18 protein-coding genes are annotated in these 22,226 nt (G+C 71.3%); 5 read left to right on the top strand and 13 right to left on the bottom strand.

Annotation, left to right across the window (positions count from 1 at the left end; translation table 11 throughout):
* The first annotated feature begins 499 nt into the window (after window positions 1–499).
* Window positions 500–628 carry a hypothetical protein gene (locus ACWEN6_RS25915; RefSeq protein ID WP_452573561.1) on the top strand — a complete coding sequence of 43 codons (129 nt, stop codon included), beginning with the start codon at window positions 500–502 and terminating at the stop codon, window positions 626–628.
* Between the two features lie 406 nt (window positions 629–1,034).
* On the opposite strand, the gene ACWEN6_RS25910 is transcribed toward ACWEN6_RS25915, so the two are convergent.
* A complete protein-coding gene (locus ACWEN6_RS25910) occupies window positions 1,035–3,290 on the bottom strand; it encodes a molybdopterin-dependent oxidoreductase (RefSeq protein WP_452573559.1) in 2,256 nt (751 codons plus the stop codon).
* Window positions 3,291–3,496: 206 nt separating this feature from the next.
* Between ACWEN6_RS25910 and ACWEN6_RS25905 the strand changes: the two genes are divergently transcribed.
* Window positions 3,497–4,147, top strand: a complete 651-nt coding sequence (locus ACWEN6_RS25905) for a Clp protease N-terminal domain-containing protein (protein ID WP_452573557.1) — start codon at window positions 3,497–3,499, stop codon at window positions 4,145–4,147.
* 129 nt (window positions 4,148–4,276) lie between these two features.
* On the opposite strand, the gene ACWEN6_RS25900 is transcribed toward ACWEN6_RS25905, so the two are convergent.
* Window positions 4,277–5,311, bottom strand: a complete 1,035-nt coding sequence (locus tag ACWEN6_RS25900) for an N-acetyltransferase family protein (protein ID WP_452573555.1) — start codon at window positions 5,309–5,311, stop codon at window positions 4,277–4,279.
* A gap of 191 nt (window positions 5,312–5,502) precedes the next feature.
* Between ACWEN6_RS25900 and ACWEN6_RS25895 the strand changes: the two genes are divergently transcribed.
* A complete protein-coding gene (locus ACWEN6_RS25895; RefSeq protein WP_452573553.1) occupies window positions 5,503–7,224 on the top strand; it encodes an amidohydrolase in 1,722 nt (573 codons plus the stop codon).
* 112 nt (window positions 7,225–7,336) lie between these two features.
* On the opposite strand, the gene ACWEN6_RS25890 is transcribed toward ACWEN6_RS25895, so the two are convergent.
* The 11 genes from ACWEN6_RS25890 to uvrA all read right to left on the bottom strand — a co-directional run bounded on the left by ACWEN6_RS25890 (window position 7,337) and on the right by uvrA (window position 20,425).
* The gene (locus tag ACWEN6_RS25890; RefSeq protein WP_189163482.1) at window positions 7,337–7,681 is read right to left on the bottom strand and encodes an RNA polymerase-binding protein RbpA; all 345 of its coding nucleotides are present in this window, start codon (window positions 7,679–7,681) and stop codon (window positions 7,337–7,339) included.
* 73 nt (window positions 7,682–7,754) lie between these two features.
* Window positions 7,755–7,988 carry a preprotein translocase subunit SecG gene (gene secG / locus ACWEN6_RS25885; protein WP_354844747.1) on the bottom strand — a complete coding sequence of 78 codons (234 nt, stop codon included), beginning with the start codon at window positions 7,986–7,988 and terminating at the stop codon, window positions 7,755–7,757.
* A 130-nt stretch (window positions 7,989–8,118) separates the two neighbouring features.
* Window positions 8,119–8,904: a triose-phosphate isomerase gene (gene tpiA / locus ACWEN6_RS25880; RefSeq protein WP_354844745.1), complete on the bottom strand. Its 786-nt coding sequence runs from the start codon at window positions 8,902–8,904 to the stop codon at window positions 8,119–8,121.
* Between the two features lie 7 nt (window positions 8,905–8,911).
* Window positions 8,912–10,099 (bottom strand): phosphoglycerate kinase, encoded by a 1,188-nt coding sequence (locus tag ACWEN6_RS25875; protein WP_452573551.1) that lies wholly within the window; start codon window positions 10,097–10,099, stop codon window positions 8,912–8,914.
* Window positions 10,099–11,103: a type I glyceraldehyde-3-phosphate dehydrogenase gene (gene gap, locus ACWEN6_RS25870; protein WP_452573549.1), complete on the bottom strand. Its 1,005-nt coding sequence runs from the start codon at window positions 11,101–11,103 to the stop codon at window positions 10,099–10,101. The genes ACWEN6_RS25875 and gap overlap by 1 nt, the downstream gene beginning before the upstream one ends.
* Before the next feature lie 243 nt (window positions 11,104–11,346).
* Window positions 11,347–12,327: a DNA-binding protein WhiA gene (gene whiA, locus ACWEN6_RS25865; RefSeq protein ID WP_452573547.1), complete on the bottom strand. Its 981-nt coding sequence runs from the start codon at window positions 12,325–12,327 to the stop codon at window positions 11,347–11,349.
* A 139-nt stretch (window positions 12,328–12,466) separates the two neighbouring features.
* A complete protein-coding gene (locus ACWEN6_RS25860) occupies window positions 12,467–13,384 on the bottom strand; it encodes a gluconeogenesis factor YvcK family protein (protein ID WP_452573797.1) in 918 nt (305 codons plus the stop codon).
* A gap of 209 nt (window positions 13,385–13,593) precedes the next feature.
* Complete coding sequence (rapZ, locus tag ACWEN6_RS25855) at window positions 13,594–14,535, bottom strand: RNase adapter RapZ (protein ID WP_452573545.1); 942 nt, start codon at window positions 14,533–14,535, stop codon at window positions 13,594–13,596.
* A complete protein-coding gene (uvrC, locus tag ACWEN6_RS25850; RefSeq protein ID WP_452573795.1) occupies window positions 14,532–16,424 on the bottom strand; it encodes an excinuclease ABC subunit UvrC in 1,893 nt (630 codons plus the stop codon). Before uvrC ends, rapZ begins: the two co-directional genes overlap by 4 nt.
* 487 nt (window positions 16,425–16,911) lie before the next feature.
* A complete protein-coding gene (locus ACWEN6_RS25845; protein WP_380831129.1) occupies window positions 16,912–17,388 on the bottom strand; it encodes a Rieske (2Fe-2S) protein in 477 nt (158 codons plus the stop codon).
* A gap of 196 nt (window positions 17,389–17,584) precedes the next feature.
* A complete protein-coding gene (gene uvrA, locus ACWEN6_RS25840) occupies window positions 17,585–20,425 on the bottom strand; it encodes an excinuclease ABC subunit UvrA (protein WP_354844724.1) in 2,841 nt (946 codons plus the stop codon).
* Between the two features lie 189 nt (window positions 20,426–20,614).
* Here uvrA and ACWEN6_RS25835 point away from each other — a divergent pair, with 189 nt between their 5' ends.
* Both ACWEN6_RS25835 and ACWEN6_RS25830 read left to right on the top strand, forming a co-directional pair.
* Window positions 20,615–21,433, top strand: coding sequence for a maleylpyruvate isomerase N-terminal domain-containing protein (locus ACWEN6_RS25835; RefSeq protein WP_452573543.1), 819 nt, complete (start codon window positions 20,615–20,617; stop codon window positions 21,431–21,433).
* Window positions 21,430–22,074 carry an MBL fold metallo-hydrolase gene (locus ACWEN6_RS25830; protein WP_452573541.1) on the top strand — a complete coding sequence of 215 codons (645 nt, stop codon included), beginning with the start codon at window positions 21,430–21,432 and terminating at the stop codon, window positions 22,072–22,074. The genes ACWEN6_RS25835 and ACWEN6_RS25830 overlap by 4 nt, the downstream gene beginning before the upstream one ends.
* The last annotated feature ends 152 nt before the right edge of the window (window positions 22,075–22,226 follow it).

Here is a 22,226-nt window from a genome sequence, read left to right as displayed (position 1 = left end):
CCCCGCCGCGCACGGCACGTCGTTCCGGCAGGTCACCTCTCCGTGCTCAGGCCGCCCTTACACCATGTCGGGGCCATCGCACCAGACCGGCGACGCCGGTGGCCCGCGTGAACGCGACAACGCCGCCGAGACCGCCATCTCGCGCGCACCGGTCCCGCGTCCGGCGGAACGATCGCATCGCGGCGATCCTTCCCGGGCGGCCGATCAAGGCCGGGCAAGGAGGGAACCGGCATGCGACGCCCGCGGCAGCCGTGTCCGCATCGCGTCACAACCCCGTCCAGCCCATCCGCGGCGCGCCGGCGCGGCCCGGCGACAGCGCCTGTGACCTGCACCGATGCGGGCGGCGCTTCTCTCGGCGACATGGCCGCCTTCCTGGTGGCAGCAAGTGGTCAGGGGCGTGCAGCTTGCTGCCGCCGAATTGTCTGTTCCGAGGGCCCGGAATGCCGGAGAGTTGTTCTCACAAGGACGAACGACAAGCCCTCCAGAAAAGAGACGCAAAATGACCGCCAGCGCCTTCTCCGCCGCCACCGCCACTCGTTCCGCCGGCACCACCTGGGACTCCTTCTCGCGCACCGCCGGCACCACCTGGGACGGTTACTCTCGCGCCGCCGGCACCACCTGGGACTAAGGCGGTAACCGGCAGAACGATCCGGAAGACGAGAAACTCCAGAGAAAAGAGCAGACTTCCCCGAACGAATTCCCGGACCACCCGGCACCCCACTGGAACCCCCCAATCAATCACCGACAGCGGCACCTCGCCGAAAAGCCCACCGCCATCCGGAACGAAACAGCGATTCCGGCCGACGGCAGCGGCAGCGTCCAAGCCACGAACAACGGGAACGCCGTGATCTGAGACGGCGACCATCGTGAGCCCGATCGACGCACCCGACCACCCTCCCGGCCCGCCGCCCCGCTCCCCATCCGCGGCCCGGCCAGGACCCCTCCCCCGAACGCCCCCCGGCAGCGGTCTCCCATGCCCTGACGCCCTCTCAGAGGGCCGCGCCGACGCTCGGCTGAGCGTGGCGGGCGGGGCGTTAGGCCGGCAGGGCTTCGACGCGGGCGGGGACGTGTTTGTGCCAGGGCGTGCCGGCGTGGGGGTCGCGGTCTTCCGAGGCGGTCAGCTCGTTCGGCGGGGCCCCGATGGTGATCTCGCCCGTCTCGCCCGGGTAGGACAGGCCGAGGCCGTTGGGCAGGGATATGTGCCCCGCCTGGAGGGTGTCGGTGATCTCGACGATCGCCTCGACCGAGCCGCGTCTGGTCGTCACCCGAGCCCGGGATCCGTCGGACAGGCCGAGGCCGGCGGCGTCCTTGGGGCTGACCCGCAGCACGCCGTCGGTGTCGCGCCTGCGCCAGGAGGGGTCGCGGAAGATCGTGTTGGCCGTGAAGGCCCGCCGCTCCCCCGCCGACAGGATGAAGGGATACTCAGGGTGCGCGTCCGGACCCGGCCCGAGTCGAGCCAGTTCGTCCAGCAGGTCGGGCAGCGCCAGGTGGATCTTCTTGTCCGGCGTGCCGAGCCGGTCCCAGCCGTCCCAGGGCTCGTCGACGGTGAACACCAGACCGGAAGGGCTGTCCAGAATGGCGTCGAACAGCCGGTCGCCCAGCGCGAGGCCCTCGCCCTCGATGCCCGCCCGCCGCACCGCGTCCGGATGGGCCATGGCGACCCGCACGGCGTGCGCCCACAGGGACGCGGCCGCCGCCGCGCCGCCGGGCAGGGTCGGCCCGAGGGTGCGATAGAGCAAGGCGGGGGCCACCTTGGCCAGACCGGGGTCGGCCATGGCGGCCATGAATGCCTCGGCGAAGGCCGCGCGGCCCCGCTCGGCCGCCTCGCGCAGGGTCTGGACGCGGTCGGCCGGCAGCGCGCCCACGGCCTCGCACAGCCGGGCGTGGATCTCCGGCTCGGGCAGCAGGTCGGCGCCCGGCGGCGGGTCCAGCACCGGGCGGCGCAGGTGGAAGTAGTTGGCCGGCGCCTCCAGGTTGAAGAAGGTCGCCTCCCACTTCTCGAACTGCGAGGGCGCCGGCAGCACGTAGTCGGCCAGCCGGGCCGTCTCGGTCATCGCGACGTCGATCACCACGAGCAGGTCCAGCGCCTCCAGCGCCTCGCGCGTCCGCTTGGAGTCGGCGACCGAGTGCGCCGGGTTGGCCGTCTCGACGAGCATGGCGCGGTAGCGGCGCGGGTGGTCGGTGAGGATCTCCTCGGCGACCACGTTGGCCGGGACCAGGCCGGAGATGATGCGCGCCCCGGCCACCGGACTGACCCGGTCGCGCTTGGGCCCGTGGTGGCCGAAGGTGATGAACGGCGCGAACAGGATCGGCGGGTTGTTGGTCCCGGGCCGCCCGAAGTTGCCGGTCAGCAGCCACAGCAGGTTGTCCAGATAGCTGTTGAGCGTGGAGTGCAGCGTCATCTGCACGCCGAGGTCCTCGAACACCGCCACGCCGGAGGCGGCGGCGATGCGGCGCGCCGCCGTGCGCACCAGTTCCTCGGGCACGCCCGCGATCGCGCAGTGTCCGGCGACCGGTACCGCTCGAAGGACGGCGCGCACCTCTTCGAGGCCGACCGCGTGGGCGGCCAGCCACTCGTGGGCGATGAGGTCCTCCTGGACGAGCACCGCGGCCATCGCGGCGAGCAGCCAGGCGTCCGCGCCGGGGCGCACCTGCAGGTGGATGTCGGCCAGCTCCGCCGTCTCGGTGCGCCGGGGGTCGATGACGATCAGGCAGCGGGCCGGGTCGCGGGCGATCTCGCGCAGGGTGGGCCGGGCGCGCGGCAGCCCGTGGGACTGCCAGGGGTTCTTGCCGACGAACAACGCGACCTCGCAGTGGTCGAAGTCGCCGGTGGCGGTGTTGCCCAGCATGCGGTCCGACACCCAGAACAGGCCGGTCTTCTCCTGGGCGAGGGCGTTGGAGCGGTACTTGGCGCCGAGCGCGCGCATGAAGGCGCCCGAGTAGGAGCCGCCGAGGTGGTTGCCCTGTCCTCCGCCGCCGTAGTAGAAGATCGACTCCCCGCCATGGGCGTCGCGGACCGCGGAGAAGCGCGCGGCGATCTCGGTGATGGCGATGTCCCAGCCGACGCGCTCGAACGTGCCGTCGGGCCGCCGCCGCAGCGGGTGGGTGAGCCGGTCCCCGGCGTTCTGGTAGTGGTCCAGCCGCAGCGGCTTCTCACACGTGTAGCCCTGGGAGGAGGGGTGGGCCTTGTCGCCCCGGACCCGCGCGAACCGCCGACCGTCCAGCTGGATCTGGATGCCGCAGTTGCAGGCGCACAGCACGCACGCCGAAGGCCGCCACTCGGTCTCCACGTCGCCTCCCCCAGCACGGGTTGAGTTCGATATTAAGACCCAGCCTAGAGCAGAATGTCCTTCTTGTCGCTACCTGGCGAACCGCCGCAAGACCGGCGATCCGCTCCCCACCGAGGGGGTATTTGCCGCATAGTGGAAGAAGCCGCCCGGAGTCGGTTCCGCGTGTACGTGACGGCCGGCTTCACCGACACCCGCGGAGGGGTCCCGTGTTCGAGCGCTTCACCGATTCCGCCCGCCGCGCCGTGGTCTCCGCCCAGGAGGAGGCCAGGAGGCTCGACCACGGCCACATCGGCACCGAGCACCTCCTGCTCGGCCTGCTCGGCGAGGGCAAAGGGCTCGCGGGGACCATGCTCGCCGGGTCGGGTCTCACCCTGGAGGGCGTCAGGGCCGACATCGAGGAGATGGTCGGACGCGGCGAGAACTCCCCCGGCGCCCACATCCACATCCCCTTCACCGGCCGGGCCAAGAAGGTGCTCGAACTGTCCCTGCGTGAGGCGCTGCAGCTCCACCACAACTACATCAGCACCGAGCACATCCTGCTCGGCCTCATCCAGGAGGGCCACGGCGTCGGGGCGAAAGTGCTGGAACTGCACGAGATCGACCTGGAGCTGATGCGCGGCAGGCTCATCGAGGGCGCCGCGGCCCGCCGCGAGCGCCGGCCGGTCGGCCCGCCCACCGTGGATCCCATCCCGCTGCCGTCCCAGATGTCGTTCATGGGACGTCTGGAGCGGATACAGGAGAGCCTGAACCGCATCGAGCGACGGCTGGACACCATGGGCGTTCCCCCCGCGGACGAGGGCGACGACGCGCCGGAGAACAGGGGCACGCAGGAGGGCGGCACGAGCCGGCCGTCGTGATCCGCCATCCCCGACTCCCGCCCGGAGTACGGCGGCCGTCCTGATCCACAGGTCCGCCGGGAGTACGGCGACCGGCCGTCGTGATCCGTGATCCCCGAGCGTTCCCGGAGCACGGCGGCCGGCCGGCGCTCAGTCGCGCGGAGCGGGCACCATCGCGCCGGTGGCGATCCGCGCCTCCAGCACCCCGGGGTCGTCGGTGTAGGCGAGCGTCGCGCCGAGGGAGATCAGCAGGCGGCGCATGCGCGTGTTGTCCGACAACAGACTGGCCTTGACCTCGGCGAATCCCAGGTCGCGCGCCTGTTGCACCAGAATCCGCGCCAGCGCGCCGCCGAGCCCGCGCCCCTGCCAGCGGTCCTCGACCAGGAAGGCCATCTCAGCGATCCCCGGGTCGGGTGTGAAGATCAGGTTGGCCAGCGCCACGACCTGGCCGTCGTACCCGGCGACGATCGAGTATCCGCGGTCGCGGTCGCAGAGCCGGTCGAACATGCGCGGCGGCAGGGCGGGCATCGAGGTGTGGTACCGGAACCGGCGCGAATCCGGCGAGCAGCGGTCGTGCAGGTCGCGGACGGCCTCGCGGTAGAGCAGGGTCAGCGGGCGCACCTGCACCTCGACGCCGTCGTCCAGCGCCACGGGGCGCTCCGGGGAGGGCGTCTCGGCCGGCGGCTGCGCGAGCCGCACGAGAGCCGCCGCCCGGGCTGCCTCGGTCAGCGTGAACGGCAGCCCGGCCCGGCGCAGCCGCACGGCGCGGCGCGGCGCCACCGGGACGGTCAGCAGGGTGGGGTCGGGCAGGTCGGAGGACAGCTCCACGCCGTACACCCAGCGCGCGTCATCGGCGCGCAGCAGGTCGCACAGCGCCTCCGGCAGCCGCCACGGCATCGCCCGCAGGCGCGCGCCCAGCAGCAGGACGCGGGTGGGCTCGTCGGTCAGCTCGTGGGCCGTGGCGGGCACCACCTGGACGCGGCGGCCGCCGGCCGCCTCCAGCGCCTCGCGCACCGCGTCCGCCGAGGCGGGGATGTCGGCGACGAACTCGTCCACGGTGCCGTCGGTGTCGGGCTGGACGCTCAGCCCAAGGATGTTGCCGCCCTTGGCCGCCAGCGCGGCGGCGAGCGAGGCCAGTCGGCCCGGTCGCTCGTCCACGGTGGTACGGATCCGCAAAAATCCCATCGAAACCCCCTGTCGTCCGAACAGCAGGATGCCTCCGAGCTGTTACCAGGTTGCTACATGGACATGAGCCCAGGGTTTCCGATTCATCGGATTTGACGTACTAAGTCAGATTTTGCATGACATGTGGTGGTATGACGGTCGATTTCCTGGTCGTACGCCGGGCGGCCGCGACGGCTATAGCATCGTCTCCGATGACCGAACTGCTCTTCCGCGGCGGCCGCGTGTACACCGGCCCCGCGCGCCCGTCCGGCTCCCGCGCCTCCGCCGCGGCCGCCACCGTCCCCGCCGACCCCACCGGGGGTCCGGCGCCCGGCTCCCCGGCCACCGGGCTCATGGAAGCCGTCTTCGCCGAGGCGGTGCTCGTCCGCGACGGGCGCGTCGCCGCGGTCGGCGACGAGGCCGAGGTCGCCGCGCAGGCGGGCCCCCGCCACCAGACGGTGGACCTGGCCGGGCGGCTGCTGACGCCCGCGTTCACCGACGCCCACATCCACCCGATCCAGGCCGGCCTCGAGCGCGCCAAGTGCGACCTGTCGGAGGTGTTCGGCCTGGCGGCGTACGTGCAGCAAATCGCCGTGTACGCCCGCGACCATCCCGACAAGGAGTGGATCGACGGCGGCGGCTGGGACATGGCCGCCTTCCCCGGCGGGCTGCCGCACCGCACGCAGCTCGACTTCGTCGACCGGCCCGTCTACCTCATCCAGCGCGACCACCACGCGGCCTGGGTCAACACCCGCGCCCTGCAGATCGCCGGGGTGAGCGCGGACACCCCCGACCCCGCCGACGGCCGCATCGAGCGCGACCCGGACGGCACGCCGAGCGGCGTCCTGCACGAGGGGGCCATGGACCTGGTCGGCCTGCTGACGCCCCGGGCGAGCGCCGCCGACGTCGACGACGCGCTGATGGACGCCCAGGCCCACCTGTTCTCGCTGGGCATCACCGGCTGGCAGGACGCCATCGTCGGCTCCTACGCCGGCTCCGACGACCACTTCCCGGCCTACCTGTCGGCGGCGGCCTCCGGCCGGCTGCGCGCGCGGGTGGTCGGGGCGCTGTGGTGGGACCGCGCGCGCGGCGCCGAGCAGATCGACGAGCTGGCCGAACGCCGCACCCAGGCCGGCGGGCTGTTCTCCGCCGGCTCGGTCAAGATCATGCAGGACGGCATCGCCGAGAACTTCACCGCCGCCGTCATCGAGCCCTACTGCAACTGCGGCCCCGACCAGCGCGGTCTTTCCTACGTGGACCCCGAGCTGCTGAAGGGCTACGTCGCCGAACTGGACCGGCGCGGCTTCCAGGTGCACTTCCACGCCATCGGCGAGCGGGCCGTGCGCGAGTCCCTGGACGCGCTGGAGGGCACCTCGCCACGCAACCGGCACCACATCGCCCACCTGCAGATCGTCGAGCCGTCGGACGTGCCGCGCTTCGCCCGGCTCGGCGTCACCGCCAACCTGCAGCCGCTGTGGGCCACCCACCACCTGCAGATGGACGAGCTGTGCATCCCCTACCTGGGCGAGCGGCGCTCCTCCTGGCAGTACCCGTTCGCCGACCTGGTGCGCACCGGCGCCCGGCTGTGCGCGGGCAGCGACTGGCCGGTCTCCTCGGCCGACCCGCTGCAGGGCATGCACGTCGCGGTCAACCGCACCGAGCCCGGCGGCTCGGTGCACGCGGGCTACCCGACCGCGCAGACGCCGTTCCTGCCGCACCAGAGCCTGGACCTGGCCACGGTCATGGCCGCCTACACCGCCGGGTCCGCGTGGATCAACCACGACGACGAGGCCGGCGTCATCGCCGCCGGCAACCGCGCCGACCTGGTCGTGCTCGACCGCGACCCGTACGCGCTGCCCGCCAAGGAGATCTGGACCACCCAGGTGGCCATGACCTTCGCCGCGGGAGAACTCGTGTACGAGCGGCGGGGCTGACAGGCCCACGACGAACAACGACAGAACAACGACAGAACACCGGCAGAGCGTGAGAAGGCCCCCGCGGAGCACCGCGGGGGCCTTCTCACTCGTCGGAGCGGTGGCCGCGGACCTACCAGGGTGAGCGGTTGTTGCGCAGCCGCTCGAGGGCCTCGGCGAGGATCGCCGCGCCGTCGGTGTCGCTGCGCCGCTCCTTCACGTACGCCAGGTGGGTCTTGTACGGCTCGTTGCGCGGCGGCGCGGGCGGGGCCGACTCGTCCTGACCGGCGGGAAGACCGCACCGGGGGCAGTCCCAGTACTCCGGGACGGCCGCGTCACTGGCGAAGCTCGGGCGCGTCTCGTGCATGTTGGCGCACCAGAACGAGACCCGGACCCGAGGGGCCGCCTCGCCTCGCTCGGCCTCCCCCATCGGACCGGCGCCGACACGGCTACCACGGATGGCGTTGCCACTGCCCACGGATGAACTCCTCGCTTGATCGCCCCACCGCGCGGCGGGGAAAAGAATCTCTGTCAGGCTTCGGGAAAGGCGTCTACGCCGGCCGGAGCAGCAGCCCGAGCGCGATGATGCAGACGAACCAGATCGAACCAGTGATGATCGTGAGTCGGTCGAGGTTCCGCTCCACCACCGAGGATCCGCCGAAGGACGATGTGAAGCCGCCGCCGAAGAGATCCGAAAGGCCGCCACCCTTGCCCTTGTGGAGCAGTACGAGCAGCACCATGAGGGCGCTCGACAGGATGAGGGCGATGGAGATGCCGATAATCACCGTTGACCTGTTTCCCTGTTATGCGCGCCGAAGCGCGACCTGACCTGCCCGGCGACCGCCGGGGTGACGATTCAAAGTGTCTCTTCGAGGGTACGTCGTAATGTCAACTCGTACCTCCCGAACAGCTCAGCTAGCCCGACATTTCGCCAAAACGACTGATCTTAACGAAGTCGGCCGGGTCGAGGGACGCGCCCCCGACCAGAGCCCCGTCGATATCCGGCTGAGCCATGATGCCGGCGATGTTGGCGCCCTTGACCGACCCACCGTAAAGGATACGGACGCCCCCGGCCACCTCCTCGTCGTACAGCTCGGCGAGTCGCGCGCGAACGGCGCCGCAGACCTCCTGGGCGTCGTCGGGCGTGGCGACCTCGCCGGTGCCGATCGCCCAGACGGGCTCGTAGGCGATGACGATCGACTTGGCCTGGTCGTGCTTGACGCCGTTCAGCGCCGCGTCGAGCTGCGACACGGTGTAGGCGACGTGGCCGCCCGCCTGGCGGACCGGCAGCCCCTCGCCCACGCACAGGATCGGCGTGAGCGAGTGGCGGTAGGCCGCCTGCACCTTGGCGTTGACGAGCTGATCGTCCTCGCCGTGGTACTGTCGCCGCTCGGAGTGCCCGGCCAGCACGTACGTGCAGCCGAGCTTGGCCAGCATCGAGCCGGAGACCTCACCGGTGTAGGCGCCGGCGTCGTGCACCGACAGGTCCTGCGCGCCGTACACGATGCGGAGCTTGTCGCCGTCCACCAGGGTCTGCACGCTGCGCAGGTCGGTGAACGGAGGCAGCACCGCGACCTCGGCACGGTCGAAGTCCTTGTCGGTCAGGGTGAAGGCCAGCTTCTGGACAAGAGCGATGGCCTCGAGGTGGTTGAGGTTCATCTTCCAGTTGCCGGCGAAGAGCGGCTTGCGGGCTGTGCTCATGGGGCGCTCAGTCCTCCAGCGCGGCGAGTCCGGGCAGGGTCTTGCCCTCGAGGTATTCGAGGCTGGCCCCGCCGCCGGTCGAGATGTGGGAGAAGCCGTCCTCGGGCAGGCCGAGCTTGCGCACGGCGGCCGCCGAGTCGCCGCCGCCGACGACGGTGAAGGCGCCGGAGGCGATCAGCGCCTCGGCCACGGCACGGGTGCCGCCCGAGAACGCCTCGAACTCGAACACGCCCATCGGCCCGTTCCAGAAGACGGTCGCGGCGTCGGCCAGCTTGCCGGCGAACAGCTCGCGCGTCTTCGGGCCGATGTCCAGGCCCTCGCGGTCGGCCGGGATCGCGGTGGCCTCGACCACCTCGAACGGCGCGTCCTCGGCGAAGGTCGTCGCGGCCAGGATGTCGACCGGCAGCACCAGCTCGACGCCGCGCTTGCCGGCCTCGGCGATGAAGCCGCTCACCTGCTCGAGCTGGTCTTCCTGCAGCAGCGAGTTGCCCACCTCGTGGCCCTGGGCCTTGAGGAAGGTGTAGGCCATGCCGCCGCCGATGACCAGGCGGTCGACCTTGTCCAGCAGGTTGGCGATCACGCCGAGCTTGTCGGAGACCTTGGCGCCGCCGAGCACGACGACGTAGGGCCGGGCGGGGTCCTCGGTGAGCTTCTTGAGCACCTCGACCTCGGCCACGACCAGGCCGCCGGCGGCGTGCGGCAGGCGCTGGGGCACGTCGTACACGCTGGCGTGCTTGCGGTGCACCGCGCCGAACCCGTCGCCGACGTACAGCTCGGCCAGGGCGGCGAGCCTGCCGGCGAACTCGCCGCGCTGCTCGTCGTCCTTGGACTCCTCGCCGGGCTCGAAGCGGAGGTTCTCCAGCAGGGCGACCTCGCCGTCGGCCAGGCCCTCGGCGGTCTCGCGCGCGGAGTCGCCGACGACGTCGGAGGCGAAGGCCACCGGGCGGCCGAGCAGCTCGCCGAGGCGCGCCGCGACCGGCGCCAGCGAGAACTGCGGCGCCACCTTGCCCTTGGGGCGGCCGAGGTGGGCGCAGACGATCACCCGCGCGCCGCGCTCGGCGAGCGCGGTGATCGTGGGCACCGAGGCGCGGATGCGCCCGTCATCGGTGATCACGTCCCCGTCGAGGGGGACGTTCAGGTCGGCGCGCACGAGCACGCGCCGGCCCTTCACGTCGAGGGAGTCGATGGTCTGCATCAGAGCTGCGAGCCAACCAGCTCGATGAGGTCGCCGAGGCGGTTGGAGTAGCCCCACTCGTTGTCGTACCAGCCGACGACCTTGACCTGGTTGCCGATGACCTTGGTCAGGCCGGAGTCGAAGATGCAGGAGGCCGGGTCGGTGACGATGTCGGAGGAGACGATCTCGTCCTCGGTGTAGCTGAGGATGCCGCGCAGCGGGCCCTCGGCGGCGGCCTTGAGGGCGGCGTTGACCTCTTCGACCGAGGCGTCGCGCTTGAGCTCGACGGTCAGGTCGGTGGCCGAGCCGGTGGGGATCGGCACGCGCAGCGCGAAACCGTCCAGCTTGCCCTTGAGCTCGGGGAGCACCAGGCCGATCGCCTTGGCCGCGCCGGTGGAGGTGGGCACGATGTTCAGGGCGGCGGCGCGGGCGCGGCGCAGGTCCTTGTGCGGGCCGTCCTGGAGGTTCTGGTCCTGGGTGTAGGCGTGGATCGTGGTCATCAGGCCCTTCTCGATGCCGAAGGTGTCGTTGATGACCTTCGCCATGGGGGCCAGGCAGTTGGTCGTGCAGGAGGCGTTGGAGATGATGGTGTGCGCCGCCGGGTCGTACTTGTCGTGGTTGACGCCCATCACGATCGTGATGTCCTCGCCCTTGGCGGGCGCGGAGATGATGACCTTCTTGGCGCCGTTCTCGGCGTGCACCCTGGCCTTGGCGGCGTCGGTGAACAGGCCGGTCGACTCGACGACGACGTCCACGCCCAGGTCGCCCCACGGCAGCTTGGCGGGGTCGCGCTCGGCGAACACCTTGATCGCCTTGCCGTCGACCGTGATCTCGTCGGCCGAGCTCTTGACCTCGTACGGCAGACGGCCCAGGATGCTGTCGTACTTGAGCAGGTGGGCAAGGGTGGCATTGTCGGTCAGGTCGTTGACGGCGACGACCTCGATGTCCTTACCGCCGGCCGCCACGGCTCGCCAGAAGTTGCGGCCGATACGACCGAAGCCGTTGATGCCTACGCGGATGCTCACGGAACCTGATCTCCTCGAACGTCGTTGCGCCGGCTCGTGCCGGCGTCGTGGCGGGCTGAAACCTCAGATAACCCTACCGGGTGCCAATTGGTGTAGACCACGTGGCCATCCCCTTTCCCGCCGCCCCTGCGGACCTGGTGGATCTCCCCAGCTCACGGCCGCTCCACGGCGCCGTCGCGCCCCTCGCCCTTCCCCGCCCGGCACCGCCGCCCGCCCGTCCCGCGGCCGCCGCGGCGAGGCGCGTCAGGGGGCGAGCATGTCGGCGGTGAGGTTGGCGTCGGTGCTGGCGATGCCGAGGTCGGAGGCGCGTTTGTCGGCCATGGCGAGCAGCCGCCGGATGCGGCCGGCGATGGCGTCCTTGGTCAGCGGCGGGTCGGCGATCTGGCCGAGCTCCTCCAGCGACGCCTGCTTGTGCTCCACCCGCAGACGCCCGGCGACGACCAGGTGCTCGGGGGCCTCGTCGCCGAGGATCTCCAGCGCCCGCTGCACCCTGGCGCCGGCGGCCACCGCCGCTCGCGCCGAGCGGCGCAGGTTGGCGTCGTCGAAGTTGGCCAGGCGGTGGGCCGTGGCGCGCACCTCGCGGCGCATGCGGCGTTCCTCCCATGCCAGGACGCTGTCGTGCGCGCCGAGCCGGGTCAGCAGGGCGCTGATCGCGTCGCCGTCCCTGACCACCACGCGGTCGACCCCGCGGACCTCCCGCGCCTTGGCGTGGATCTTGAGCCGCCGGGCGGAGCCCACCAGGGCGAGCGCGGCCTCCGGGCCGGGGCAGGTGACCTCCAGCGACATCGAGCGGCCCGGCTCGGTCAGCGAGCCGTGGGCGAGGAACGCGCCCCGCCAGGCGGCCTCGGCGTCGCAGGTGGCCCCGGAGACGACCTGGCGCGGCAGCCCGCGCACCGGCCTGCCGTGGTTGTCGATCAACCCGGTCTGGCGGGCGAGCGCCTCGCCGTCGCGGTACACCCGCACCACATACCTCGACCCCTTGCGCAACCCCGCGGGCGCCAGCACCAGCACCTCGGCCTTGTGCCCGAACACCTCGCCGATGTCCTTGATCAGCCGCCGGGCGGTGACGTTGGTGTCCAGCTCCGCCTCGATCACGATGCGGCCGCCCACAAGGTGCAGCCCGCTCGCGAACCGAAGCAACGTCGACACCTCGGCCTTGCGGCAGCAAGGCTTCAGCACCGACAGCCGGCTCAGCTCGTCCTTCACCACACCCGTCATGGCCATGTGCCTGTGTCCTCCCCCATACAGACGCCTTTCACGGTCGAAGCAGCCTCGTCGCGCCAGGCGGACCTCCGCCGGCGCCCGGCGCGGCTCCATCGGCCCCCGGCAAGTCTCTCGCACCCCGTGGGCGCGCTGACCAGGATCAACGCTTCCCACGGAAAATCTCGTCCAGGACCGAGGCAAGTCGTCGTGCATCATGCCTGGGTGAGCCGTCGGAGGCGGCGACGTCGGCGAGCACCAGACGCCCGCCCAGCGCGTCGGCGGCCTTCTCCAGTTCGTCGCGCTCGCCCACCACCCGGTGGTCGGCGAGCACCACGTCGACGGTGAGCCCGGGAGCGTGATCGCGCAGCACCTGCAGGTGCTTCTCGGCGGAGAACCCGTCGGTCTCCCCCGGCTGCGGGGCCAGGTTGAGGGTGACCAGCCGCTTGGCGGCGGTGCCGTGCAGAGCGGCGGCGAGCTGGGGCACCTTCAGGTGCGGCAGCACACTGGTGAACCACGACCCCGGCCCGAACACCACCCAGTCGGCCTCGCGCACCGCCTCGACCGCCTCGGGACAGGCGGGGGGGTCGGCCGGCACCAGGGAGATCGCCTGGACGTTGCCCGGCGTGAGCGCGCACGCGACCTGCCCGCGGACCACGCTGACGAGCCCGTCCAGCTCGACCTCGGCCTCGATGTCCAGCGGCACCGAGGCCATCGGCAGGACGCGGCCGTGCGCGCCGAGCAGGCGGCCCACCCAGTCGAGCCCCGCCACCGGGTCGTCGAGCAGCTCCCACAGCGCCACGATGAGCAGGTTGCCGACGGCGTGGCCGTGCAGCTCGCCCTCGCTGCGGAAGCGGTGCTGGACCACCTTGCTCCAGGTCTGGCCCCAGTCGTCGTCGCCGCACAGGGCCGCGAGGGCCATGCGCAGGTCGCCGGGCGGCAGGACGCCCAGCTCGCGCCTGAGACGCCCGCTGGAGCCGCCGTCGTCGGCCACGGTCACCACGGCGGTCAGCTCTCCGGTGACCCGGCGCAGCGCCGACAGCGAGGCGTACAGCCCGTGCCCCCCGCCAAAAGCCACCACCCGCGCCGCGCCGCCCCGCCCGAACCGCTCATGCGCGTCGAACGGGGAGGCCGACCCGTCCAGCCCGTCGGAGGTGGAGCGTGCCGGCGGCGCCGTGGATTCGGACGAGACTGGGGCGTCTTCGGTCTCCTCCGCGCCGCGGGCCGCGTGCCGGCGGCCCGCCGGGGTCTCGGTGCGGGCCCTGCCCGCGCAAGCCCCGTCATCGACGTTCACTCGCGGCCCACATCCCGGTGGCTGACCTGAACCTCCATGCCCCGATCGCGCAGGCGGGCGCCGATCTGCTCGGACATGGCCACGCTGCGGTGCTTGCCGCCGGTGCAGCCGACGGCCAGGGTGGCATACCCCTTGCCCTCGCGGACATAGCCGGCGGCCACGACGCCGAAGGCCTCCTCATAGGCGTCCAGGAACTCCTTGGCTCCCGGCTGGCTGAGGACGTACTCGCGTACCGGGGCATCCAACCCGCTCATCGGCCGCAGCTCGGGCACCCAGTGCGGATTGGGCAGGAACCTGCAGTCGACCACCAGGTCGGCGTCCACCGGCAGGCCGTACTTGAACCCGAAGGACACCACGTTGACCCGCAGGCCGGGGCGGTCCTCCCCGCCGAAGAAAGAGACGATCTTGCCGCGCAGCTCGTGCACGTTGTGCGAGGAGGTATCGATCACCAGGTCGGCGTTGGCCCGCACCTCGCGCAGGATGCCCCGCTCGCGGGCGATGCCGTCCACCAGGCGCCCCTCGCCCTGGAGCGGGTGCGGCCTGCGGACGTTCTCGAAGCGGCGGACGAGCTCCTCGTCGCTGGCCTCCAGGAAGACCACGCGCACTCCGACGCCCCGCGCCTCGAGCTCTTCGATCGCGGTGTTGAGGTCGGTGGTGAAGGCCAGGCTCCGGACGTCGACCACGGCGGCGACCTTGTCGGTGTCGAGCTTGACCCGGCCGGCCTCCTCCGCCATGGCGAACAGCATGCCCGGCGGCAGGTTGTCGATCACGAACCAGCCGAGGTCTTCCAGGGCCTTGGCGGCCGTGCTGCGGCCGGCTCCGGACATGCCGGTGACGATGACGAACGCGGTGTCGCGCACCGCCCCCTTGCGGCCCCGCGCCTCTGCCGGCCGCGGCCGCGACACCTCGCGCCCGTTGCCGTCTGTCTGCTCGGTCATGTGCTCTCCCCCTTCAACGCGGCAACGATCGCCTCGGCGGTCGAAAGCCCGATGCCGGGAACCTCGCGGATCTCCTCGACGGTCGCCCCCTGCAACCGCTTGACGGACCCGAAGCGCTTCAGCAAAGCCTGTTTGCGCGCTGACCCGAGCCCCCGGATCTCGTCCAGAACGCTCACCTTGACAGACTTCGAACGTTTCGAACGATGGTAGGTGATGGCGAAGCGGTGTGCCTCGTCACGCACCCTTTGCAGCAGATAAAGGCCTTCGCTGGTTCTGGGCAGGATCACCGGCTGGTCGTCGCCGGGGACCCAGACCTCCTCCAGCCGCTTGGCCAGCCCGCTCACCGAGACGTCGTCCACGCCGAGCTCGTCCAGCGCCCGCTGGGCCGCCGCCACCTGGGCGGGGCCGCCGTCGACCACGACCAGGTTGGGCGGATAGGCGAACCTGCGCGGTTTGCCGGTCTCGGGGTCGATCGGCTCGGGGTCGAGCTCGCCGCTCTCGGCGCGCTCTTCGACCAGGCGCTTGAACCGGCGGTGGATCACCTCGTAGATGGAGGCGACATCGCCCTGCCCGGCCGTGCCGCGGATGGCGAACCGGCGGTACTCGCTCTTGCGGGCCAGGCCGTCCTCGAAGACGACCATGGAGGCCACGACGTCGTCGCCCTGCAGGTGGGAGACGTCGTAGCACTCGATGCGCAACGGAGCCTGGTCGAGGTCGAGCGCGTCGGCGATCTCTTGCAGCGCACGGCTGCGCGTCGTCAGGTCGCTGGCCCTGCGCAGCTTGTGCTGGGCGAGGGACTCTTTGGCGTTGCGCTCGACGGTCTCCATGAGGGCCTTCTTGTCGCCGCGCTGCGGCACGCGCACCTCGACCCTCGCACCGCGCTGCTCGGTGAGCAGCTCGGCGACCGCGCCGGCCTCCGGCGGCAGGGCCGGGACCAGCACTTCACGCGGCACCGCCTCGGGCGTCGCCTCGCCGTACATCTGGAGCAGGAAGTGCTCGACCAGCTCGCCGGTGGTGGCCTCCTCGACCTTGTCGACGACCCACCCGCGCTGGCCGCGGATGCGGCCCCCGCGCACGTAGAACACCTGGACCGCGGCCTCCAGCGGATCTTCGGTGAGGGCGACCACATCGCAGTCGGTGCCCTCGCCGAGCACCACGGCCTGCTTCTCCAGCGCCCGCTGCAGGGCCTGGATGTCGTCGCGGAGGCGGGCGGCCCTCTCGTACTCCTCGGCGGCGGCGGCCTCGCGCATGGCGCGTTCGAGCCGCTTGATGAACCGGCCGGTGTTCCCGGCCATGAAGTCGCAGAAATCCTCGGCCAGCTCGCGGTGCTGCTCGGGGGTGACGTTGCCGACGCAGGGCGCCGAGCACTTGTCGATGTAGCCCAGCAGGCAGGGCCGGCCGATCTGCCCGGCGCGCTTGAACACCCCCGCCGAGCAGGTGCGTACAGGAAAGACGCGCAGCAGCAGGTCGACGGTCTCCCTGATGGCCCAGGCATGGGAGTAGGGCCCGAAGTAACGGGTGCCCTTGCGCTTGGCGCCGCGCAGCACCTGCACCCGGGGGAAGTCATCGCCCATGGTGACCGCGAGGAAGGGATAGGACTTGTCGTCGCGGTACTTGACGTTGAACCGGGGGTCGAACTCCTTGATCCAGGAGTATTCGAGCTGCAGGGCCTCGACCTCGGTGCCCACGACGGTCCAGTCGACCCCCGCGGCCGTGGTGAGCATGGTCTGGGTGCGCGGGTGGAGGCCGGCGAAGTCGGCGAAGTAGGAGTTCAGGCGCTGCCGGAGGCTCTTGGCCTTGCCGACATAGATGACCCGGCCATGGGCATCCCTGAAGCGGTACACACCTGGTGACTCAGGGATCGACCCCGGCTCGGGGCGGAAGCTCAGGGGGCTGTTCGCGGGTCTCGCCACAACAGAAAGCCTATCCGGACCCGCCGACAGAATAGGGCTATCCGCCTCCCCCCGCAGATCACCTCGAGGCACCCGCACGCCTCCGCCGCACCACTCCCGCGGCACCCGCCCGGCGCTGTTCGAGGAGCCGCCCGGATCGACCTCGCACGACGGGCCGTCGCGGCGGCGCCGCGCACTCGCGAGCCGTGTGGTCAGGCCGCCCAGACCGGCTCGGGGGACTCGCGCACGCGGCCGTCAGCGCCGAAGATCAGGAAACGGTCGAAGTCGGCGGCGAACCACCGGTCGTGGGTGACCGCGACGAGGTGTCCCAGACGACCTCCGCCTCATAGCCGCCGGCATCGGCGTAGCCGGCCAGAGCCTGGGCGTACGCGAGCTGCGCCGGCTCGTCGTCGACGCGCGGCGGGCGGGGAACGGAGGTGGTCCTCCGGCCCCGCCCGCGTGCGGTCGCCTGGTGGTGGCGGTGTCAGGCCAGGGTGATGGAGCCGCCCTCGACCTTGATCTTCTTCTCCTCCAGCGGCGAGCTCGCGGGGCCGTCGGCCACGGAGCCATCGGCGATCTTGAACTTGCTGCCGTGGCACGGGCAGTTGATCGTTCCACCGGACACCGAGCCCACCGGGCAGCCCTGATGGGTGCAGATCGCGCTGAACGCCTTGAACTCACCGTCCGCCGGCTGGGTGATGACGATCTTCTCGTCCTTGAAGATCTTGCCGCCGCCCTTGGGGATGTCGCTGGTCTTGGCCAGAGCGTTCCCGCCGCCGCCGGAGCCGGAGTCGCTCGCGGCGCCGTCGGACGAGGACGCGGGCGCCGGATCGGAGGAAGAGTCGCCGCTGTCCGTCGAGGCCGACGTCCCATATCCGCCGCACGCGGTCAGCACGACGGCCAGCCCCGCGCCACTCGCGCCGAGCATCACCGCACGCCGTGTCGTATCCGTCTCGGTCATATTCGCCTTCCTCGGTTTTCCTTATCTCCTGCTACGGCTCTCGCCGCCACGTGGTTCAGCATGGAGCACACGTGACTCAGGCAGTATGAACAATTACGCATAAGACATGGGTCAGGCCCGCCGCTCCACCTGACGTGCGAAGGAGCGGCGGGCCGTCGTGACGCGGGCGAAGCGCCTCAGTCGCGAGGAGACGGGCTCAGCCGCCCAGGACCTTGCTGAGGAAGCGGCCGGTGTGGCTGTCCTCGATGCGGGCGACCTGCTCGGGAGTGCCGGTGGCCAGCACCAGGCCGCCCCTGGAGCCGCCCTCGGGGCCCATGTCGATGACCCAGTCGGCGGTCTTGATCACGTCCAGGTTGTGCTCGATCACGATGACGGTGTTGCCGCCGTCCACCAGGCGGCCGAGGACGCCGAGCAGCTTGCGGATGTCCTCGAAGTGCAGGCCGGTGGTGGGCTCGTCCAGCACGTAGATGGTGCGGCCGGTGGAGCGGCGCTGCAGCTCAGAGGCGAGCTTGACGCGCTGGGCCTCGCCGCCGGACAGCGTGGTGGCGGGCTGGCCGAGCCGGACGTACCCGAGGCCCACGTCGTTGAGCGTCTTGAGGTGACGCTTGATCGGCGGGATGGCGTCGAAGAACTCAAGGGCCTCCTCGATCGGCATGTCGAGGACCTCGGAGATCGTCTTGCCCTTGTAGTGCACCTCGAGCGTCTCGCGGTTGTAGCGGGCGCCGTGGCAGACCTCGCAGGGGACGTAGACGTCCGGCAGGAAGTTCATCTCGATCTTGATGGTGCCGTCGCCCGAGCACGCCTCGCAACGGCCGCCCTTGACGTTGAAGCTGAACCGGCCGGGCTGGTACCCGCGGATCTTGGCCTCGGTGGTCTGGGCGAACAGCTTGCGCACGTGGTCGAACACCCCGGTGTAGGTGGCCGGGTTGGAGCGCGGGGTGCGGCCGATGGGGCTCTGGTCGACGTGCACGACCTTGTCCACCAGATCGGTGCCGGTGACCCGGGAGTGCCGGCCGGGGACGGTCTTGGCGCCGTTGAGCTCCTTGGCCAGCGCGTTGTAGAGGATGTCGTTGACCAGGGTGGACTTGCCGGACCCCGACACGCCGGTGACCGCGGTGAACACGCCCAGCGGGAACTCGACGTCGACGCCCTTGAGGTTGTGCTCGCGGGCCCCCTTGACGACCAGCTTGCGCTTGGCGTCGCGCTTGCGCCGGGCGGCCGGCACGTCGATGCTCCTGCGCCCGGACAGGTAGGCGCCGGTGAGGGAGTGCTCGCTGGAGAGCAGGTCTTGCACCGTGCCCGACACCACGACCTGGCCGCCGTGCTCCCCCGCGCCCGGGCCGATGTCGACGACCCAATCGGCGGCGGCGATGGTGTCCTCGTCGTGCTCAACGACGATGAGGGTGTTGCCCATGTCGCGCAGGCGGATCAGCGTGTCGAGCAGGCGCTGGTTGTCGCGCTGGTGCAGGCCGATGGACGGCTCGTCCAGGACGTACAGCACGCCGACCAGGCCGGAGCCGATCTGGGTGGCCAGGCGGATGCGCTGCGCCTCGCCGCCGGCCAGGGTGCCGGCCGCGCGGTCGAGGGTGAGGTAGTCGAGGCCGACGTCCAGCAGGAAGCCCAGCCGCGCGTTGATCTCTTTGACGACCCGCTCGGCGATGTGCATGTCGCGCTCGGACAGGGTGAGCCCGCCGAGGAACTTGGCGCACTCGCCGATGGACATGGACGAGACGTGGGCGATGGAGCGGTCGCTGACCGTCACCGCCAGCGACACCGGCTTGAGACGGGCGCCCTTGCAGGTGGGGCAGGGGATCTCGCGCATGAAGCCTTCGAAGCGCTCGCGCGAGGAGTCGCTCTCGGCCTCGGCGTGCCGCCGCTGCACCCAGGGGATCACGCCCTCGAAGGTGGTGTAGTACGAGCGCTGCCGGCCGTAGCGGTTGCTGTAGCGGACGTGGACCTGCTCGTCGTAGCCGCGCAGCAGGGCCTTCTGCGCCTGCTTGGGCAGCCGCTCCCACGCGGTGTCCAGGTCGAAGCCCATGGCGAGCCCGAGCGCCTCCACCAGCCGGATGAAGTAGTCGCTGGTGTGGCCGCCCGCCCACGGGGACAGCGCGCCGTCGCCCAGGGTCTTCTCGGGATCGGGCACCACCAGGTCGGGGTCGACCTCCATGCGCGTGCCGAGACCGGTGCAGTCGGGGCAGGCGCCGAACGGCGAGTTGAAGGAGAACGACCGGGGCTCGAGCTCCTCGAACGACAGGTCGTCGTAGGGACAGTAGAGGTGCTCGGAGTAGAACCGCTCGCGCCCGGGGTCGCCCTCGGGCAGGTCGACGAAGTCGAGCGTGATCGTGCCGCCGGAAAGCTGGAGGGCGGTCTCGACCGAGTCGGTGAGGCGGCGGCGCGCACCGTCCTTCACCGAGAGACGGTCGACGATGACCTCGATGTCGTGCTTTTCGTACTTCTTCAGGGTCGGCGGCTCTTCGAGCCGGATCACGGTGCCGTCGACCCGCGCCCGCGCGAAGCCCTTCGACTGCAGCTCCCGGAACAGCTCGGCGTACTCGCCCTTGCGCCCGCGGATGACCGGGGCCATGACCTGGAAGCGCGTGCCCTCCTCCAGCTCGAGCACGCGGTCGACGATCTGCTGCGGGGTCTGCCGGGCGATGGGACGGCCGCAGGTGGGGCAGTGGGGCTTGCCGATGCGGGCCCACAGCAGACGCAGGTAGTCGTAGACCTCGGTGATGGTGCCGACCGTGGAGCGGGGGTTGCGGGAAGTGGACTTCTGGTCGATCGAGACGGCCGGGGACAGGCCCTCGATGAAGTCGACGTCGGGCTTGTCCATCTGCCCGAGGAACTGCCGTGCGTACGCCGAGAGCGACTCGACATAGCGCCGCTGGCCCTCGGCGAAGATGGTGTCGAAGGCCAGGCTGGACTTGCCCGAGCCGGACAGCCCGGTGAAGACGATGAGAGCGTCTCGCGGCAGGTCGAGCGAGACGTCTTTAAGATTGTGTTCGCGCGCGCCACGAACGATCAAGCGGTCGGCCACAGCAGATCTCTCATGTTGGGGTTGCGATCCACGGCGGCCGGAGAAGGCCACCTCTGACTAGTCGCCGCCACTGTAACGACGGGGTCCGACAGTTTTTCCGCGCTCCTGCGAGGGACATGCCGGGCACCGGCCGCCCGGCACCCGCGGAAGATCGCGCGGGCGGAGGATTTCGGATGAAGGATGTGTCGCATGACCGTTTTGAACGCCCTCCGGGCCGAGCTCACCGCGGCCACGAACCGTTTGCTCGCCACCACGGCCGCGTTGTCCGGCTCGGACGTCACGGCTCCCTCCCTGCTTCCGGGGTGGACGCGCGGCCACGTGCTGGCCCACATCGCGCGGAACGCCGACAGCCACGTCAACCTCGTGACGTGGGCCAAGACGGGTGTGTACACACCACAGTACCCAACGCACGAGGCCAGAGAGACGGAGATAGCGGAAGGAGCCGGCAGGCCCGCCGCGGAGCAGCACGCGGACATCGCCGCGAGCGCGGCGCGCCTGGAGGACGCCATCGCCTCGATGCCGGCGCCCGCCTGGGCCGCCACCGTGGGCGGCCTGAACGGCGGCGGGCACCCCGCCTGGTACATCCTGGTCCGCAGGATCAGGGAGGTGGAGATCCACCACGTCGACCTGGACGCCGGCTACACCTGGGCGGCCTGGCCCGAGCCCTTCGTGTGGCGCGAACTGCACGACTCCATGGCCGCCTGGCCGCGCGAGCAGAGCCCGGTCGGCGCCCTCCACGCCGGCGGGCGGCGCTGGACCGGCCTCGGTGACGGCCCGGCGGTGGAGGGGCCGCCCGGGGCCGTCCTCGCCTGGGTGGCCGGCCGCCTGCCTTCCCGTGATCTGGGCGAGGTGGTGCGCCTGAGAGACGAGCCCGCCGGCCGGGCGGAGGGCGACGATCAACCTGGGCCCGGGAGGCTTAGGCTGGCGGGAAAGCCTCCGGCTGCGCCGCGGTGGCCGGCGACGGCACCTCCCGGCCTGCCGGCGACGCCACCTGAGGAGTATCCATGAGCTACACCGGTGATGTGACGGCCGGCGGCCCCGCGGACGTCCGCGAGCTGCCCGACCTGACGATCAGCAAGGTGGAGGTGGGCGGTTTCGGGAACAACGCCTACCTGCTGCGCTGCCGCGAGACCGGCGACGGGGTGCTGATCGACGCCGCCGCCGATCCCGCCAGGCTGCTGGAGCTGATCGGCGACCGGCCCATCAGCAAGATCGTCACCACGCATCGCCACCAGGACCACTGGTCGGCGCTGGCGGAGGTCGTCAAGGCGACCGGGGCCGAGACCGTCGCCCACCCGCTGGACGCCCCGCACCTGCCCGTCCCGGTGACCCAGCCCGTGGAGCACGGCGACAGGGTCACCGTCGGCGTGGTCACCCTCGACGTCGTCCACCTGCGCGGCCACACCCCCGGCTCCATCGCGCTGCTGTTCCAGAACGCCCACCTGTTCACCGGCGACTCCCTGTTCCCCGGCGGCGTGGGCAACACCGAGCGCGACCCGGCCCGGTTCGAGCGGCTCTACACCGACGTGGTGGAGCGCGTCTTCGACCGGCTGCCCGACGAGACCTGGGTGTACCCCGGCCACGGCAAGGACACCACCCTCGGCGCCGAGCGCCCTTCCCTGCCCGAGTGGCGCGCCCGCGGCTGGTAGGCCGGCGACGCGGCGGCCGGAACGGCCGTCCATCGGAGCGTGGAACGGCCGTCGCCGGAACGGCCGTCCATCGGAAACGGCCGCCGCCGGACGCGAGACGGCCCGATCTCCTCGATGTCGAGGGGACCGGGCCGTGTGCGCGTCGCAGGGCC

The organism is Sphaerisporangium sp. NPDC004334 (genome assembly GCF_053602655.1).
This window is presented reverse-complemented; position numbering and strand designations above follow the sequence as displayed.

What these genes read in the sequence shown, in the direction of transcription:
- ACWEN6_RS25915 (WP_452573561.1), top strand. Translation starts at nt 500, where the DNA reads ATGACCGCCAGCGCCTTCTCCGCCGCCACCGCCACTCGTTCCGCCGGC.
- ACWEN6_RS25900 (WP_452573555.1), bottom strand. Translation starts at nt 5,311, where the DNA reads ATGGGATTTTTGCGGATCCGTACCACCGTGGACGAGCGACCGGGCCGA.
- ACWEN6_RS25895 (WP_452573553.1), top strand. Translation starts at nt 5,503, where the DNA reads ATGACCGAACTGCTCTTCCGCGGCGGCCGCGTGTACACCGGCCCCGCG.
- tpiA (WP_354844745.1), bottom strand. Translation starts at nt 8,904, where the DNA reads ATGAGCACAGCCCGCAAGCCGCTCTTCGCCGGCAACTGGAAGATGAAC.
- ACWEN6_RS25875 (WP_452573551.1), bottom strand. Translation starts at nt 10,099, where the DNA reads ATGCAGACCATCGACTCCCTCGACGTGAAGGGCCGGCGCGTGCTCGTG.
- whiA (WP_452573547.1), bottom strand. Translation starts at nt 12,327, where the DNA reads ATGGCCATGACGGGTGTGGTGAAGGACGAGCTGAGCCGGCTGTCGGTG.
- rapZ (WP_452573545.1), bottom strand. Translation starts at nt 14,535, where the DNA reads ATGACCGAGCAGACAGACGGCAACGGGCGCGAGGTGTCGCGGCCGCGG.
- ACWEN6_RS25845 (WP_380831129.1), bottom strand. Translation starts at nt 17,388, where the DNA reads ATGACCGAGACGGATACGACACGGCGTGCGGTGATGCTCGGCGCGAGT.
- ACWEN6_RS25835 (WP_452573543.1), top strand. Translation starts at nt 20,615, where the DNA reads ATGACCGTTTTGAACGCCCTCCGGGCCGAGCTCACCGCGGCCACGAAC.
- ACWEN6_RS25830 (WP_452573541.1), top strand. Translation starts at nt 21,430, where the DNA reads ATGAGCTACACCGGTGATGTGACGGCCGGCGGCCCCGCGGACGTCCGC.